The sequence below is a fragment of the Streptomyces sp. TG1A-60 genome (genome assembly GCF_037201975.1).
Lineage (GTDB): Bacteria > Actinomycetota > Actinomycetes > Streptomycetales > Streptomycetaceae > Streptomyces.
In genome coordinates, this window is sequence record NZ_CP147520.1 from 387,650 (window position 1) to 402,286 (window position 14,637).

12 protein-coding genes and 3 pseudogenes are annotated in these 14,637 nt (G+C 71.6%); 9 read left to right on the plus strand and 6 right to left on the minus strand.

The genetic code is table 11. From position 1 onward, the window contains the following. Window positions 1-22: 22 nt before the first annotated feature. The 3 genes and pseudogenes from WBG99_RS01030 to WBG99_RS01040 all read right to left on the minus strand — a co-directional run. Window positions 23-157: a hypothetical protein gene (locus WBG99_RS01030; RefSeq protein ID WP_338894462.1), complete on the minus strand. Its 135-nt coding sequence runs from the start codon at window positions 155-157 to the stop codon at window positions 23-25. Window positions 158-245: 88 nt separating this feature from the next. Further along, window positions 246-812: a GNAT family N-acetyltransferase gene (locus tag WBG99_RS01035; RefSeq protein ID WP_338900164.1), complete on the minus strand. Its 567-nt coding sequence runs from the start codon at window positions 810-812 to the stop codon at window positions 246-248. A gap of 72 nt (window positions 813-884) precedes the next feature. Beyond that, window positions 885-1,934 (minus strand): annotated as a pseudogene (locus tag WBG99_RS01040) (enoyl-CoA hydratase/isomerase family protein); the annotation flags it as partial. 449 nt (window positions 1,935-2,383) lie between these two features. Here WBG99_RS01040 and WBG99_RS01045 point away from each other — a divergent pair. Next, window positions 2,384-2,479 (plus strand): annotated as a pseudogene (locus WBG99_RS01045) (IS5/IS1182 family transposase); the annotation flags it as partial. A 45-nt stretch (window positions 2,480-2,524) separates the two neighbouring features. Here the strand turns inward: WBG99_RS01045 and WBG99_RS01050 are convergent. Further along, the gene (locus tag WBG99_RS01050; RefSeq protein WP_338894463.1) at window positions 2,525-2,746 is read right to left on the minus strand and encodes a hypothetical protein; all 222 of its coding nucleotides are present in this window, start codon (window positions 2,744-2,746) and stop codon (window positions 2,525-2,527) included. Window positions 2,747-3,043: 297 nt separating this feature from the next. On the opposite strand from WBG99_RS01050, the gene WBG99_RS01055 reads away from it, so the two are divergent. The 3 genes from WBG99_RS01055 (at window position 3,044) to WBG99_RS01065 (ending at window position 4,851) form a co-directional block, all read left to right on the plus strand. Next, on the plus strand, window positions 3,044-3,859 hold the full coding sequence (locus tag WBG99_RS01055) for an SAM-dependent methyltransferase (protein ID WP_338894464.1): 816 nt from the start codon (window positions 3,044-3,046) through the stop codon (window positions 3,857-3,859). A 211-nt stretch (window positions 3,860-4,070) separates the two neighbouring features. Continuing rightward, the gene (locus WBG99_RS01060; protein WP_338894465.1) at window positions 4,071-4,175 is read left to right on the plus strand and encodes a hypothetical protein; all 105 of its coding nucleotides are present in this window, start codon (window positions 4,071-4,073) and stop codon (window positions 4,173-4,175) included. A 310-nt stretch (window positions 4,176-4,485) separates the two neighbouring features. Beyond that, window positions 4,486-4,851, plus strand: a complete 366-nt coding sequence (locus tag WBG99_RS01065) for a cupin domain-containing protein (RefSeq protein WP_338894466.1) — start codon at window positions 4,486-4,488, stop codon at window positions 4,849-4,851. Window positions 4,852-4,970: 119 nt separating this feature from the next. Here WBG99_RS01065 and WBG99_RS01070 read toward each other — a convergent pair whose 3' ends face one another. Beyond that, window positions 4,971-5,930, minus strand: coding sequence for a hypothetical protein (locus WBG99_RS01070; protein WP_338894467.1), 960 nt, complete (start codon window positions 5,928-5,930; stop codon window positions 4,971-4,973). Between the two features lie 132 nt (window positions 5,931-6,062). On the opposite strand from WBG99_RS01070, the gene WBG99_RS01075 reads away from it, so the two are divergent. After that, window positions 6,063-6,527: an SRPBCC family protein gene (locus WBG99_RS01075; RefSeq protein ID WP_338894468.1), complete on the plus strand. Its 465-nt coding sequence runs from the start codon at window positions 6,063-6,065 to the stop codon at window positions 6,525-6,527. A gap of 40 nt (window positions 6,528-6,567) precedes the next feature. Here the strand turns inward: WBG99_RS01075 and WBG99_RS01080 are convergent, their stop codons facing one another. Further along, window positions 6,568-8,148, minus strand: a complete 1,581-nt coding sequence (locus tag WBG99_RS01080) for a hypothetical protein (RefSeq protein ID WP_338894469.1) — start codon at window positions 8,146-8,148, stop codon at window positions 6,568-6,570. 711 nt (window positions 8,149-8,859) lie between these two features. Here WBG99_RS01080 and WBG99_RS01085 point away from each other — a divergent pair. The 4 genes and pseudogenes from WBG99_RS01085 (at window position 8,860) to WBG99_RS01100 (ending at window position 14,609) form a co-directional block, all read left to right on the plus strand. Beyond that, a pseudogene (locus tag WBG99_RS01085) lies at window positions 8,860-11,636 on the plus strand (SpoIIE family protein phosphatase). A gap of 60 nt (window positions 11,637-11,696) precedes the next feature. Further along, entirely contained in the window at window positions 11,697-12,584 is an 888-nt protein-coding gene (locus WBG99_RS01090; RefSeq protein ID WP_338894470.1) for a Gfo/Idh/MocA family oxidoreductase, read from the plus strand. Window positions 12,585-12,689: 105 nt separating this feature from the next. Next, window positions 12,690-13,481: a hypothetical protein gene (locus WBG99_RS01095; protein ID WP_338894471.1), complete on the plus strand. Its 792-nt coding sequence runs from the start codon at window positions 12,690-12,692 to the stop codon at window positions 13,479-13,481. 144 nt (window positions 13,482-13,625) lie between these two features. Then, window positions 13,626-14,609, plus strand: a complete 984-nt coding sequence (locus WBG99_RS01100; protein WP_338894472.1) for an aldo/keto reductase — start codon at window positions 13,626-13,628, stop codon at window positions 14,607-14,609. Window positions 14,610-14,637: the final 28 nt, after the last annotated feature.

Genomic DNA, 14,637 nt, shown 5'->3' on the forward strand with positions numbered 1-14,637 from the left:
CCTCGGCCAGGGCTTCGTGGGCTCATGAGGAGGTGAGGAACTCGTGGTCCGTGCGGCGAACGAGCCAGCCGCCGTCGATCTCCCGCGCGTCCCGGAAGCCGAGACCGGGATGGACGGCCCATTCAGCGGCCTGGGGAGCGAGAGCATCTCCATCCATGTCGGCAGTCTGCGAGTCGGCCACCGCGTCCGCCGGCATTCCCCTTCGGCGCCGCCCCTTCGGGCGCTTGGGGCGTGAGCTCGTACGGTCAGCCGACCCGCCGGGCCAGTACCTGTCCCGGCCAGGTGCCGGAGAGGAAGCGGTCGGTGGGGGTGAAGCCGTTGCGTTCGTAGAAGGTGACGAGTCGTCCTCCGCCGCCTGCCCAGCAGTCGACTCGGAGGAGCTGTACGCCGGCGCGCCGGGCTTCCCCGGCGGCGTGGGTCAGGAGGGCCGCACCGATGCCGAGGCCGGCGTACCGGCGGTCGCTGACCAGGAGCCGGACGTATCGTTCGGGTTCCTCGGCCGGTGGGATCGGCATCTGCGGGCTGGGGCCGGAGTCCAGGACAAGGGCACCGACAGGTGTGCCGTTCAACTCGGCGATGTACGGGGCGTTCTCGGTCGTGTAGCGGCCGACGCGCTCTGCTGCGTCGGGCCGCTGCGAGTACGGGACCGTGCCCCACTGTTCGGTGTTGCCGCGGTCGTTCATCCAGGCCACCGCGGAGTCGAGCATGTCCAGGACGGCCGGTGCGTCGGCCCGGCTTCCGGGTCGGATCCGTATGCCCTGGGGGGCGTTGTCGGTCACGGCGGAAGTCTGGTTCCGATGCGTGCGCGGCATCGTCCGGGACGTCGTGCGGCGGTCGGGGGCGCCGCCGCCGTCCTGCTCACCGGGCCGTCCTTGGGTGGTGTCGGGTCCGGCGAGGCCGAGTTCGCGGTCGCCGCGCGGTTCGAAGAAGCGTTCCACGTCCGCGTCGGTGACGTCGGCGAGGGTCGCCGGGGACCAGCGGGGCCTTCGGTCCTTGTCGATGACCTGGGCGCGGATGCCCTCGACCAGGTCGGGCGTGGTCAGGGCCGCGCAGGAGACGCGGTACTCCTGCTCCAGCACCTGCTCCAGGGAGCCGAACCGACGGGCGCTGCGCAGGGCGGCCAGGGTGACCTTGACGGCGGTGGGCGACTTGGCCAGCAGTATCTGCGCGGTCTCGTTCGCCGCCGGGTCGCCGTGGGCGAGCAGCCGCCCGACGATCTCCTCGGCCGTGTCCGCGGCGAAGCAGGAGTCGATCCACTGCCGTCGTCCGGTCAGCTCGCCGGGGAGCGGCCGGCGCACATGACGGGCGAGGGCGTCTCGTACGGGCAGGTCGGCGAGGTCGTCGAGGAGCTGCCCGAGCGCTGCGGACGGCACATGGTGGTCGGCGAGTCCGCACAGCAGGGCGTCGTCGGCGCCGATCTGAGTGCCCGTCAGGGCGAGGAGGGTGCCGAGTTCGCCCGGGGCGAGGGCCAGCAGACGGGTGCCGCCGACGTCCGGGACGAAGCCGATGCCGGTCTCGGGCATGGCGATCCTCGACCGTTCGGTGACGATCCGGACGCTGCCGTGCGCGGAGACACCGACGCCGCCACCCATGACGATGCCGTCCATGACGGCGACGTAGGGCTTGGGGTAGCGGGCGATTCGGGCGTTGAGATGGTACTCGTCGTGCCAGAACGCGGCCGAGGCGGTGCCGTCCCCGTCGCGGGCGTCGTCGTGGACGACGCGGATGTCGCCGCCCGCACACAGACCGCGCTCCCCCGCGCCGGTGATGACGACCGTTTTCACGGCCGGGTCGTGTTCCCAGGCGGTCAGTGCGTCCTCGACGCGCCGGACCATCTCGTGGTTGAGGGCGTTGAGCGCCTTCGGACGGTTGAGGGTGATGTGGGCGGCCCGGCCGGTGGTGTGCAGCAGGACGGGCGCTTCGCCGCTGGTCATCGGTGTGCCTCCGGCAAGCCTCTGGCCACGCTGACGCGCATGGTCTCGTTGTTTCCTTCGCGGTGCGTGGTGGTCGGGCGGGGCACGGACGATGGCGGTGGCGTCGGGCCCGGTGCCCGGCGACCGCCCGTCATGAGACGGCTCCGAGCCGGAGCCAGGGTGGGCGCGGTCGCCGGCCGGTGCCCCGAGCTGGCCAGCACCCTGAGCCCACCGACCCTACCCGCCCCGGCGTACGCGTGTGCGTGTGCGTACCACATCGGGTACCCCTTACCGCATGGTCCGCACGTAGGGGTGACCCCGGTTGCGGTCCCGCGGGGCGGGAGCGACAAGGGTCGGCTTGGGAGCCGTGGCGGAGCAGCCCTGCCCGGACGGACCATCGAACGCCTGTTCCGTGATGATGTCACTGTTGGTCAGCTCGCCCACCACCCGGTGCGGTGGGCGATGCAGGCCGGCCGCCGGGCGCGGTCGCCGCGGACAAGGCGTACTCGTCCCGCGCCAACCGCGCCCGGCTGCGCAGACGCCGCATCAAGGCGGTCATCCCGGAGGAGAAGGACCATGCCGCCAACAGTAAGAAGGGCGGCGGGCAGGCCCTAGGCTCCCAGGCCGAGCAGGGCCACCTCGAGAGGCAGTGCGGGGCGCTCGGGGAGGGCGGGAGGCTCCTCGCCTCGGCCTGTGTGGGTGGGCGGGACGGGACGGAGGGCCTTGATGCCGTCGGCGGCCCATCCCGCGTCCGTCGGAGGCAGCGACAGGGTCATGCGCCGTCCGTCGGCCAGCGTGGTCTCCAGCTTGGTCGAGTCCCCGCTCGTCGTCATCGCAACCCACTCCCGTCGCACACCATGTGTGTCCAGCCTCAACACGAACGACGACTGAACGACGCCGAAAGTTCCCTGCCGGACTGCCTGTTGGCGCTCGACAGGTATCAATTGGGTATCCGCCGCGACCCCACGAGCATGCCGCGAGAAGGCCGAACCCGTGGCCGGTGAGCCGTAGCGACCGCCGAAGCCGCCGCTCGGCCCACCGGAAGATGTGAACTGACGTACGGAGAAGGCGTATCGGGACGTAGGTTATGCCTGGAACTCCTCGCTTCGGCTGAAAGACGGACGGTAGACATGACCGACCACGCGACCACGCCCGGACCGGCGGCGCATCAGAAGATCGACACCTCGGTGCCGCACTCGGCCCGTATCTGGAACTACTGGTTGGGCGGGAAGGACAACTACCCCGTCGACGAACAGGCCGGAGACGCGTACACCGCCGTGTTCCCCGGCATCGTGACCATCGCCCGCAGCAGCCGGGCCTTCCTGCGCCGCAGCATCACGTACTTGGTGGCCGAGGCGGGCATACGCCAGTTCCTGGACGTCGGTACGGGACTGCCGACCGCCGACAACACCCATGAGGTGGCCCAGCGGATCGCGCCCGAGACGCGGATCGTGTACGTCGACAACGACCCGATGGTCCTGGCGCACGCCCGTGCCCTGCTCTACTCGACGCCGGAGGGGGCGACCTCGTACGTCGACTCCAACGTGCTCGACCCGGACCGCATCCTCGCCGCCGCCGCCGACACACTGGACTTCAGCCGACCCACCGCCCTGATCCTCAGCAACATCCTGGGGCACGTCGGCGACCACGACCGGGCACGCGCCATCGTCACCCGTCTGATGGGAGCGCTGCCGTCCGGCAGCTACCTCTCCATCAACGATGGCTCGCGTGGCATCGACCCGGTGTTCGAGCAGGCCCAGGACGGGTACAACGAGAGCGGCGCCGTGCCGTACAACCTGCGGACCGTCGACGAGATCACCGCGTTCTTCGACGGCCTGGAGCTCCTGAACCCCGGCGTCGTCTCGGTCCCGCTCTGGCGCCCGGACGTCACCACCCCGACCCCGGAAGTCATCGCCGAACACGGCGGCCTCGCCCGTAAGCCGTGACGCGACACGGCGATCCGGTCATCCGGTGGTGCCGTGAGCTGATGCGGTGCGGGCACGGTCCGGTGGAGAACTCCGCCCCGTGCCCGCTCAGCGGCCCTCGGGCCGCCGGCACCCAGCAGGCGGGCCTGTGCCCGTTGCACGGACGGCCCGGCGTACAGGCTGAAGAACTCCGCCTCGTCGACTCGGCCGACGACGTGATCGCGACCACACGGTGGACGCGTCCTCCGAAACCGCCACAGGCACCTGGAAGCTGCGGGTCCAGGACGTGGCCAGCCTCGACACCGGCTGCATCGACAGCCGGAAGCCGGCCTACTGACCGCCCGTCAACCACCGTTCCACTGAACCAAGTCAGCCGCTGAGCGGTCGGTCCTGCCCCTGCGGGACCGACCGCTCAGCCGTGTTCCCCTCCGCGTCGACGTGCGGCGGCACACGGTCCAGTCGGCGGGGCCCACCGGGCCAGGCGACCGGTGAGTACCAGCACGGTCGGGACCAGGGTCAGGCGGAGCGATCTCCCGCATCCCCTCACACGTCGCGCCCGGCACCTCGCGCCGGCCCGGTCGACCGGTTGGCGCCCCCCTCTGGACAGGCGGACGATGGGGAGGTGGGACGGAACGGAAGGAGCCGCCATGCTGGAGATCAAGACGGTCGACAAGCCGGATGAACGGCGGGATTTCCCACGAGGTCACCTCGAAGCGGTCCACCTCACCGGGCTCGACTTCGCCGTGGCCACCTTCGAACCGGGCTGGCGCTGGTCCGAATCCGTCGCCCCCATCGCGGGCACGGAGAGCTGCCAGGTCCACCACAACGGCTATGTGGTCCGGGGGCGCCTGCACATCCGCATGGACGAGGGCGGAGAGGGCGAGGTCGGACCGGGCGACGCCTTCGTGTGCCCGCCGGGGCACGACGCGTGGGTCGTGGGCGACGAGCAGTGCCTGGTGTACGACTTCGCCGGCGGGATGGCACAGAACTACGCCAAGGCGTCGGACGAGTGAGCCGCGGGGTGCCGGGCCACTGATCCCGTCCCGAGGGACTGATCGGGTGAGAGTGGGGTGAAGGCGGTGGCGTGCGCGCCCCGCCTCCGTCCGTGTGTCCGTGTGCCCGTGTGGATGCGCTAGATCCCGTTGGACTCCCGCAGGTTGTCCAGCGTCGCGTTCGTGTCGGTCTTGAGCCACTCCACGACGTCGTCCACCTCCGGCATGGTCACGTCGTCGTAGGTGGATCCGTAGGCGCTCCACCTCATCTCGTACGTCATCCAGCCGTCGCGCACCGCCAGGGTGGCCGCCCGGCTGCCACTGCTGTCGTCGCCGGAGGTGGTGTCCTCGGTGACGAGATACGCCTCGTCGCCGAAGCCGAAGATCTCCTCCACCTCGTAGTCGTCGTAGCGCTGGTCGTACTCGGACCACAGGGCGGTGAACTCGGGGCCGGGGTCGGTCTTCTTGTGGAGGTCCACCTGGACCGAGAAGTACGCGTCGGAGAAGGAGGAGGCCGAGGACGTCTTGAGGGAGATGCTGCAGTAGCTCTGGTCGAGGGCCTCGTGCTCCAGGGAGTGGTCCACGGGCGAGGTGTCCTCCTCCGGGTACTCGTTCTTGAACGACGAGTAGTCCACCGACGAACAGAGGTCGGACTCGGCCCGGTAGCCGCGGAGGTCCGCCTCCGCGTCGCCCCTGCCGAGCAGGAACACGCCGCCGGCCCACGCCGCGGAGGCCACCGCCGCACCCACCAGCCCCCACAGCACGGCGCGCCCCCCGGCGCCCGTCGCGGGCGGGGCCCCGAGGGGCGGGTAGCCGCCCGGCGGCTGCCCGTACGGGTAGGCCTGGGCGGGCGCCGAGGTGCCCGGCGGGCCGTAGCCGGCCCGTGACTGAGGACCGGGGTAGGGGTAGGCGCTCGGGGCCCCGTGAGCCGGAGCGTGTGCCTGAGCCTGAGCCGATGCCTGTGGCTGTGCGGCCGGAGTCGGGGTGGGCTGCGGCTGGGCCTCGGGGGCGGGCTGGGCCGGGGGCGGCCAGTTCGGGGAGGCGGACGGCTGGTCCTGCGGCTGGGGCTGCGCCGGCGGGCCCTCGGGGCGTTCGGTCATCGGGGTCTCCTCGTGTCGTGCGCGTGGTGGAAGGGGCGCGGTGGCGGAGCCGGAAATCACCGGGCTGGCCCGACGGCCGGGGCTGCGGCCGTCGCGGGGCGGTTGTCGATGCCCGGTGGCTTCATGGGAGTCATGACCAGCAGAAGTGTCGTCGTCGAGCGGCGGGTCGCCGCTTCTCAGGGGCGGGTGTGGGAGGCCCTGACGGACCTCGGCGGTATGGACCGGATGCTCAGCGGTGTCACCAGGGTCGAGGTCCTCACGGACGGGGCCTTCGGGGTGGGCACCCGGTGGCGGGAGACCCGTCGCATGTTCGGCAAGGACGCCACCGAGGAGATGTGGGTGACCGTCAGCGAGCCGCCCGAGCGTTACGTGGTGAAGGCCGAGTCGCACGGCTCCCGCTACGTCTCTCAGTGGCTGCTGCGGGCCGACGGACCGTCCGCCACGACGATCCTCATGACGTTCTCGGCCGAACCGACCGGTGCCGTGGCGGGTCTGCTCGCCAAGGCCCTCGGTGCCGTCGGGTCCCGCGCCGTGCGCAAGGCCCTCGCCGAGGACCTCGACGACATCGCCGCGTGGGTGGAGGGCCGCAGGAGCTGAGCCGCACCGCGGCCCTCAGGTCGTCGTCGGGCCGCACGGGTCAGGAGTTCAGACCGTAGCCGGTGGTCACGTAGGCGCACTCTGTGTAGATGTAGCCCGACTCCAGCTTGGCGGTGTCGGAGGCGGGGCTGGACGCGCTGCCGCCCTTCGGCTTGTGCAGGAAGTACGTGGTACCGACGGGCAGGCTGAGGGTGCGCTGCGGGTAGTTCCCGCTGCCGCTGCACGGCTTGAAGTTCGGGTCCAGGGTGCGGCTCCAGTCGTAGCTGGTGCAGCCGCCGCAGCCCTTCAGAGTGAAGGTGCCGGTCACCGGGCCTGTGTACATGACCTGTATCTCGTCGGGGCTGTCGTTCTTGACCGTGACGGAGATGCTGCCGCCGGAACGGGTCGTGGGCAGCTTCTTGCCCGCCTCCGGGACCTTCTGCGCGATCTCGGCGGCGATCGCTATCTTCTTCGCGCGCGGCGTGTTCTTGTGGCGCTTGTTGGCGTCGACGAAGTCGTTCATGGACGTCACCGCTTCGGCGAAGTCGCCGTCCCGGTACTGGTCCACGCCACAGGTGTAGACGCCGACGGAGGCGGAGGCCTCGGCCCGTCCGGCTTCGGCGGCGAGGGCGTCGGCCACGCCCGCCTTCTCCCCCGGCAGTGCCTTGACCTGGGAGCCGAGCGTCTCCAACTGGTCCACCGCGGTGCACGGGTCGTCCCCGCCCACGTCCTTGACCGCCTTGTCGACGGCCGCCTTGATGTCGGGCTCGACCCTGGCCGCCTGGTCGGAGTCGGGGAACGTGGTGAGCAGGTCGCTGAACTGGTCCTGCCAGCCGGCCGTGCCGCCTGCCAGGCTGCCGGAGGCACACTCGTACAGGGAGGTGGCGAGCCGGTCGTCGGGCCAGGTGGCCAGCGAGCCGAGATCCTGCCTGCCGACGGTCTGCGGAACCGTCCGCAGATATTCGAGGGGAGCGACCGCGTCGCAGTACTCCTGCTCCTCGTAGGGGGCACCGACCGTCGTGTAGAAGGTCTTCAGCCGGTCCGGGACCTGCTCCGCCGCCCGGGAGCCCGGGTGGTCGGTGCTGAGGTCGTCATAGGCGGTCAGGGCCCTGCGGTACTCGGGCCGAGTCGTGCCGAACGACTCACCGGAGGCCTTCGCCACGAGGTCGTCGGCCTTCTCCAGCCGGTCCAGGAGCATCTCCTCGACGGCTTCCTTCCGCGCCGTCTCGTACAGCAGGCCGCCCGCGACCGGTACGGCGAGGAGCAGCACGCCGAGCGCGATGGCGAGCGGGGACCGCGCGGGCCACACCAGGCGGGTGCGCAGGCCGACGACGGCGCCGTGGACGGCCACGAGGACAAGGAACAGGCCGTGGACGGTGAGGGTCGTGCCCGACACACCGTCCGGGTCGGCCGGCAGCACCGTGAAGAGCAGGGTGCCGGTGGCCACCCAGCACAGCAGGGTCAGGAGCGGGCGGCGCACCAGGGCGTAGCCGAGGCCGAGACCGCTGAGGTTCAGCAGCCCGACCCCGACGGCACGCCAGCCGTCCGCCGGGCCGGGCGGCGGCGTTGACGGCATCGGCGGCACGACGAAGCCGTGGCTCCAGCCGTCCTGGTCTCTCACACCGTACTGATCCCCGGACATCTCGGATCCCCCCGCCAACTCCACCCGTAAGCTTATGAATTGGCAGTGTACGGCCGAAACTCGATGGCGCGACAGGTGGTTCTCGGGCGCAGGCAGAGATCGACTTCCAGTCGTGACCACCGCCGAGCGGTGGCTCGAACACATCGGTGATGAGCCGGTCCTTGGCCGGCTCGTGCGGAGGACCAGCCCGGTTCGGCGGGGTTCACACCCTCCCGCGCCTGACATGACGGAGCAGAACGGCGCCGGCGAGCACGGCCGCGCCCCCGATCATGGCCGGCCACAACTGCGCGCCGGCGTCGGCCAAATCGCCCGTCGCCGGTTGGGAGCCCCGCGACCCGGGCTGTCCGGCGGCCGACGGGACATGGGCGGCCGTCGTCGCCGCCGTCGCCCTGGTCGCCACCGGAGTCGGCCGCGTCGCACTCGCGGCCGTCGTTGACGCAGGCGACCATCCTGCGTCTGATGGTGCGCCCCACACGGTGCCCCTACGACCTCGCGGGGGCTCCAGGCATGAAGGACCCCTCCGTTATACGGAGCCGGACCCCCGCATGTTCAACCGCATCGAAAATTCATGGGAATCTCATGGGGAGCACCACGTCGCAGGAGGTCACAGCGTCAGCAAGCGCTCTTGCCGCCCGTCGGCCGACAGCGCCGGCTGTCACAGTGCGTGACCCCCTCTCGCCTCCAGGCGCGGGGCAGTGTAGACATGGGCACATGGTCCGTCTCCTGGGTCGGTCTCGCTCTCAGTCGACCCCTCGTCCCCCAGGGCAGCGCGCGCACGGCCGGGACGACCGCGCCCGGCGGGCACCGCACGGATCGGACGGCGGCGCGAGCCGGGAGGAGAGACACCACTGGGGCCCGTTCACCGGACCGCGCTCGGCGCTGAGCGGACGCAGCGTCGCCGGGCAGGTGTTCCTGCTGCAGGTGGTGATCGTGCTGGTACTGGTCGTGTCGGCCGTGGTGGCGCTGGTTCTGCAGGTGCGGCACGACAGCACCGAGGAAGCGCACAACCGTTCGCTCGCCGTGGCGGAGACCTTCGCCAACGCGCCGGGCACCCGGGAGGCGCTGAGCAGCGACGATCCGACGGCGATACTCCAGCCGAGGGCCGAGGCCGCCCGGATCCAGTCCGAGGTGGACTTCATCGTCGTGATGAACACCGACGGGACCCGCTACACCCATCCGAAGCCCGACCGCATCGGCAGGCAGTTCGTCGGCACGCTGGAGCCGGCGCTCGAAGGCGAGTCCTTCACCGAGGAGATCGACGGGACCCTCGGGCCGCTGGTCCAGGCCGTGGTGCCGATCAAGGACCCCGAGGGCAGGGTCGTGGGCCTGGTCTCGGCCGGGATCACCACCGAGAACGTGGGCGGGGTCGCGGACCGCCAGCTGCCTCTCCTGCTGACCTCCGCCGCGGCGGCCCTCGCCCTGGCCACGGCGGGCACGGCGCTGGTCAGCAAGCGGCTGCTGCGCCAGACCCATGGCCTCGGTCCGTCCGAGATGACCCGCATGTACGAGCACCACGACGCGGTGCTGCACGCCGTGCGGGAGGGTGTGATCATCGTCGGCGGCGGAGGCCGGCTACTGCTCGCCAACGACGAGGCACACCGTCTGCTCGACCTGCCGACGGACGCCGATGGACAGGACGTCCTCGCCCTGGGCCTCGAACCGCACGTGGCCGAGCTGTTGGCCTCGGGGCGTGTCGCCAACGACGAGGTGCATCTGGTGGGCGACCGGCTGATCGCGGTCAACCAGCGGCCCACCGATCTGCAGGGCGAGCCCTCCGGCAGCGTGGCCACGCTCCGCGACTCCACCGAGCTGCGCGCCCTGTCCGGCCGGGCGGAGGCCGCGCGGGAGCGTCTGAAGCTGCTCTACGACGCCGGAGTCGGTGTCGGCACCGGCCTGGACGTGACACGCACCGCGGAGGAGCTGGCGGAGGTGACCGTCCCCCGGTTCGCGGACTTCGTCACGGTGGACCTGGCCCCGGCGGCGCTCAGCGGCGACGAGCCGGAGACGGTCACCACACTGCGCCGTACGGCGTTCAGGGGCATCCGCGAGGACGTTCCGCTGTACACGGTGGGCGAGAAGATCGACCTCGTCCCCTCCTCGCCGCAGGCCCTCAGCATCGAGAGCGGCAGTTCGGTCCTCGTGGCCGACCTCAGCCGGGCGCCCGGCTGGCGGGAACAGGATCTCGAACGGTCCGCGCAGATCGTGGACTACGGCATCCACTCGCTGATCACCGTGCCGTTGCGCGTGGGCCCGCTGGTGATGGGTGTCGCCAACTTCTGGCGCGCGGGGAAGCCCGAGCCGTTCGACCAGGAGGAGCTGGCCCTCGCCGAGGAACTCGTCGCCCGCGCCGCGGTCTCCATCGACAACGCGCGCCGCTATACACGCGAGCACACGATGGCGGTGACCCTGCAACGCAGTCTGCTGCCGCGCACCCTTCCCGACCAGAGCGCCCTGGACGTCGCCTACCGGTATCTGCCCGCGCAGGCCGGGGTGGGCGGAGACTGGTTCGACGTGCTGCCGCTGTCGGGCACCCGGGTCGCGGTCGTCGTGGGCGACGTCGTCGGCCACGGCCTGCACGCCGCGGCCACGATGGGGCGGCTGCGCACCGCGGTCCACAACTTCAGCGCGCTGGACCTGCCGCCGGACGAGATCCTCGGGCTGCTCGACGAGATGGTCAGCCGTATCGACCAGGACGAGGCGGTGGTGGACGGCACCGCTCCGATCACCGGGGCGACCTGCCTGTACGCGATCTACGACCCGGTCTCGCGGCGCTGTACCGTCGCCCGGGCCGGTCATCCGCCGCTCGCGGTGGCCGGGACCGACGGCACGGTGGAGTTCCCCGAGGTGCCGGCCGGTCCGCCGCTCGGCCTCGGCGGTCTGCCGTTCGAGACGGCCGAGCTCGAACTCGACGAGGGGAGCCGGCTGGTGCTCTACACCGACGGGCTCGTCGAGGACCGGGAGCGGGACATCGACGCCGGGCTCGAACTGCTGCGCGCCGCCCTGTCCCGGGCCGACACCTCGCCGCAGGGCACCTGCCGGGCGGTGCTCGACGCCCTGCCGCCGAGCCGGGCCAGCGACGACATCGCGCTGATCGTCGCCCGCACGCGTGCGCTGGACGCGGGCCGCGTCGCGGAGTGGGAGGTGCCCGGGGACCCCGCGGCCGTCGGCCGGGCGCGCGCCGACGCCACCCGGCAGCTGGCCGACTGGGGCCTGGAGGAGATGGAGTTCACCACCGAGCTGATCCTCAGCGAACTGGTCACCAACGCCATCCGGTACGGCGGCGGCCCCATCCGGGTTCGCCTCATCCACGACCGGAACCTGATCTGCGAGGTCACCGACAGCAGTCACACCTCCCCCATCTGCGGTACGCCGCCACGACCGACGAAGGCGGCCGGGGCCTCTATCTGATCGCCCAGCTCACCCAGCGCTGGGGCACCCGCTACTCCCCCACCGGCAAGACCATCTGGACCGAACAGGCACTCCCCTGAAGGTCATCGGACCGGCTCTGTCCTGAGGACAGGCCCCAACGCGCGAGGAGAGACCGCGGCATGCGTATCGGACTGCTCGGAACAGGACCGTGGGCCGAGATGGCCTACGCCCCCGCGCTGAGCGCGCACAAGGAGCTGGACCTCGCGGGAGTGTGGGGCAGGCGGCCGGAAGCGGCCAAGGAGCTGGCCGACCGGCACGGCGGTCTGCCCGTATACGAGGACGTCGATGCCCTGTTCGCCGATGTGGACGCGGTCGCCGTGGCCCTGCCGCCCTCCGTTCAGGCACCGCTCGCGGCGCGCGCCGCACGCGCGGGCTGTCATCTGCTGCTCGACAAGCCGCTCGCGACGGACCTCGAACAGGGGCGGGCCGTCGTCGCGGCGGTCCAGGAGGCCGGTGTCGCCTCCGTCGTCTTCTTCACCGCCCGTTTCCAGCTCGCGATCGAGGCGTGGATCGCCGAACAGGCCGCCGGTGAGGGCTGGTTCACGGCCCGCGCGGAGTGGTTCGGGTCGTTGTTCGACGACGGGAGCGACAGCCCCTTCGCGGCTTCGCCGTGGCGGCGGGAGAAGGGCGCCCTGTGGGACGTGGGGCCCCATGCACTGTCGGTGCTGCTGCCGGTCCTCGGGGATGTCGACAACGTGGCTGCCGCCGTGCGCGGCCCCAAGGACACGGTTCATCTGGTCCTCCGGCACACCTGCGGGGCGTCCAGCACGGTCACCCTCAGTCTCACCACCCCGCCCGCGGCCTCCGGCGCCACGGTCGAGCTGCGCGGCCGGGCCGGGACCACCGTACTGCCCACATCCGACGAAGGTGCCGTACCGGCTCTCGTACGGGCGGGGGACGCGCTGCTGGCCGCTGCCCGGGGTGGCCACCCGCACGCGTGCGACGCGGCGTTCGCTCTGCGGGTGACGGAGCTACTGGCCACCGCGGAAGGGCGGTTGACCGGCTGATACGCCCGGCACCCGGGCCGTGTTCGGGTTTGTGTCCGACGCATACCGGACATCGACCGGTGGCGGGCGCACCTTCGCCCCGCGCCTTTCGGTGAGGAGGTGCCCGTGAGCGGAGCCGACGGGACCGCCGCCGCGCCCCTGCGGGAGAGGGCGGCGGCCGGAAAGCGGGATCAGGACGCGCGGACGGTGATGCGGCTGCGCCTGGGGGTCGGGGTCATCGGGATCCTGCTGCCCCTGGCACTGCCGGCCGGCAACTGGATCGCGGCGCGGCTCGACGGCCGCACCGGGGAGGACGCCTGGCCCGGCTCCATGAGCGGCTCGTACCACACCAGTACCCGCGACGTCTTCGTCGGCGCGTTGTGCGCCCTCGGGATCTTCCTGATCGTCTACCGCTTCGACAGGTTCAACGACGTCCTGGGCACGATCGCCGGGGCCTGCGCGCTCGGCGTGGCCCTCTTCCCGACCGCGCCGGGCACCGGGGGCGACGCGGGCCGGCAGACGGTCACCGTGTTGCATCAGGTCTTCGCCGTCGCCCTGTTGACGGCGATGGCCGCCTTCTGTCTCTTCATGTACAGAGCGCCGGGCATCAGGGAACGGTCGTACGTGCGGCGTCCGTACCTCGTGGCCGGTGTGCTGATCCCCGTCTTCATGGCCCTGGCCGCCGCGGCGGCGGTGACCGAGGTGGGCGACGACTGGCTGGTCACGCCCCTGTACCTGTGCGAGTGGCTGTCCGTGTGGTCCTTCGGCTTCGCCTGGACGGGCGCCGCGCTGTCCCTCGCCGCGGACATCGACCGCCTGCCCAGGAGCCGGGCGGTCGTCGGTGCCGTCCTCGGGCGGCTGCGCTCCCTCGGCGGTCTCCCGGGCCGGGGGAGGACGCGCTCGCGCGCGGTGGTCTGACCGCTCGCAGTACCTCTGTGTCGACGCGGTCGGCCCCGCCCGCCGCACCCTCCACCTCGACCGGCCGGCGAAGACCGAAGTGATGCGGCAGACCAGCTCGGCCCTCGCCAAGTGCCGGGGCGGGGCGGATGGCAGACTGACGCCATGGAAGAACGCGCATTCGGTAGGTCGGGTCAACAGGCGTCCGTGGTCGGTCTCGGCACGTGGCAGCTGGGCGCGGACTGGGGAGACGTCGACGACAAGGAAGCCCTGGCGGTGCTGGAGGCGGCTGTCGAGTCGGGGGTGACCTTCTTCGACACGGCCGACGTCTACGGGGACGGCCGCAGCGAACAGACCATCGCCACATTCCTGCGCGCCCGGCCCGATCTCGATGTGTTCGTCGCGACGAAGATGGGCCGTCGCGTGGACCAGATCCCCGAGAACTACGTCCTCGACAACTTCCGGGCCTGGAACGACCGGTCCCGCCGCAACCTCGGCACGGACCGTCTCGACCTGGTTCAGCTGCACTGCCCGCCCACGCCCGTCTACTCCTCCGACGAGGTGTTCGACGCCCTGGACACCCTGGTCGCGGAGGAGCGCGTCGCCGCGTACGGCGTCAGCGTGGAGACCTGCGCCGAGGCACTGACGGCGATCGCCCGGCCGAACGTGGCGAGCGTGCAGATCATCCTCAACCCGTTCCGCATGAAGCCGCTTATCGACGTCCTCCCGGCGGCCGAGAGGGCGGGTGTCGCCGTCATCGCGCGCGTTCCGCTCGCCTCGGGGCTGCTGTCGGGCAGGTATACGAAGGACACGGTCTTCGCCGCGAACGACCACCGTACGTACAACCGGCAGGGCGAGTCCTTCGACCAGGGCGAGACCTTCTCCGGGGTCGACTACGCGACGGGCGTCGAGGCTGCCGTCGAGTTCGCCGCGCTCGCCCCCGAGGGCTTCACCCCGGCCCAGTCGGCGCTGCGTTGGATCATCCAGTCGGCGGGCGTCACGACCGTCATCCCGGGCGCCCGCACTCCGGAGCAGGCCCGCGCCAACGCGGCTGCCGCCGCGCTGCCGCCGCTGTCGGACGGGACGCTCACCGCGATCCGGGAGCTGTACGACCGCCGGATCAAGGAGCAGGTGGAAGGCCGCTGGTGAACCCGCCCTCGCCGTCGCGCCGACAGGG

What these genes read in the sequence shown, in the direction of transcription:
- WBG99_RS01100 (WP_338894472.1), top strand. Translation starts at nt 13,626, where the DNA reads ATGGAAGAACGCGCATTCGGTAGGTCGGGTCAACAGGCGTCCGTGGTC.
- WBG99_RS01080 (WP_338894469.1), bottom strand. Translation starts at nt 8,148, where the DNA reads ATGTCCGGGGATCAGTACGGTGTGAGAGACCAGGACGGCTGGAGCCAC.
- WBG99_RS01030 (WP_338894462.1), bottom strand. Translation starts at nt 157, where the DNA reads ATGGATGGAGATGCTCTCGCTCCCCAGGCCGCTGAATGGGCCGTCCAT.
- WBG99_RS01050 (WP_338894463.1), bottom strand. Translation starts at nt 2,746, where the DNA reads ATGACGACGAGCGGGGACTCGACCAAGCTGGAGACCACGCTGGCCGAC.
- WBG99_RS01070 (WP_338894467.1), bottom strand. Translation starts at nt 5,930, where the DNA reads ATGACCGAACGCCCCGAGGGCCCGCCGGCGCAGCCCCAGCCGCAGGAC.
- WBG99_RS01065 (WP_338894466.1), top strand. Translation starts at nt 4,486, where the DNA reads ATGCTGGAGATCAAGACGGTCGACAAGCCGGATGAACGGCGGGATTTC.
- WBG99_RS01055 (WP_338894464.1), top strand. Translation starts at nt 3,044, where the DNA reads ATGACCGACCACGCGACCACGCCCGGACCGGCGGCGCATCAGAAGATC.
- WBG99_RS01090 (WP_338894470.1), top strand. Translation starts at nt 11,697, where the DNA reads ATGCGTATCGGACTGCTCGGAACAGGACCGTGGGCCGAGATGGCCTAC.
- WBG99_RS01035 (WP_338900164.1), bottom strand. Translation starts at nt 812, where the DNA reads ATGCCGCGCACGCATCGGAACCAGACTTCCGCCGTGACCGACAACGCC.
- WBG99_RS01075 (WP_338894468.1), top strand. Translation starts at nt 6,063, where the DNA reads ATGACCAGCAGAAGTGTCGTCGTCGAGCGGCGGGTCGCCGCTTCTCAG.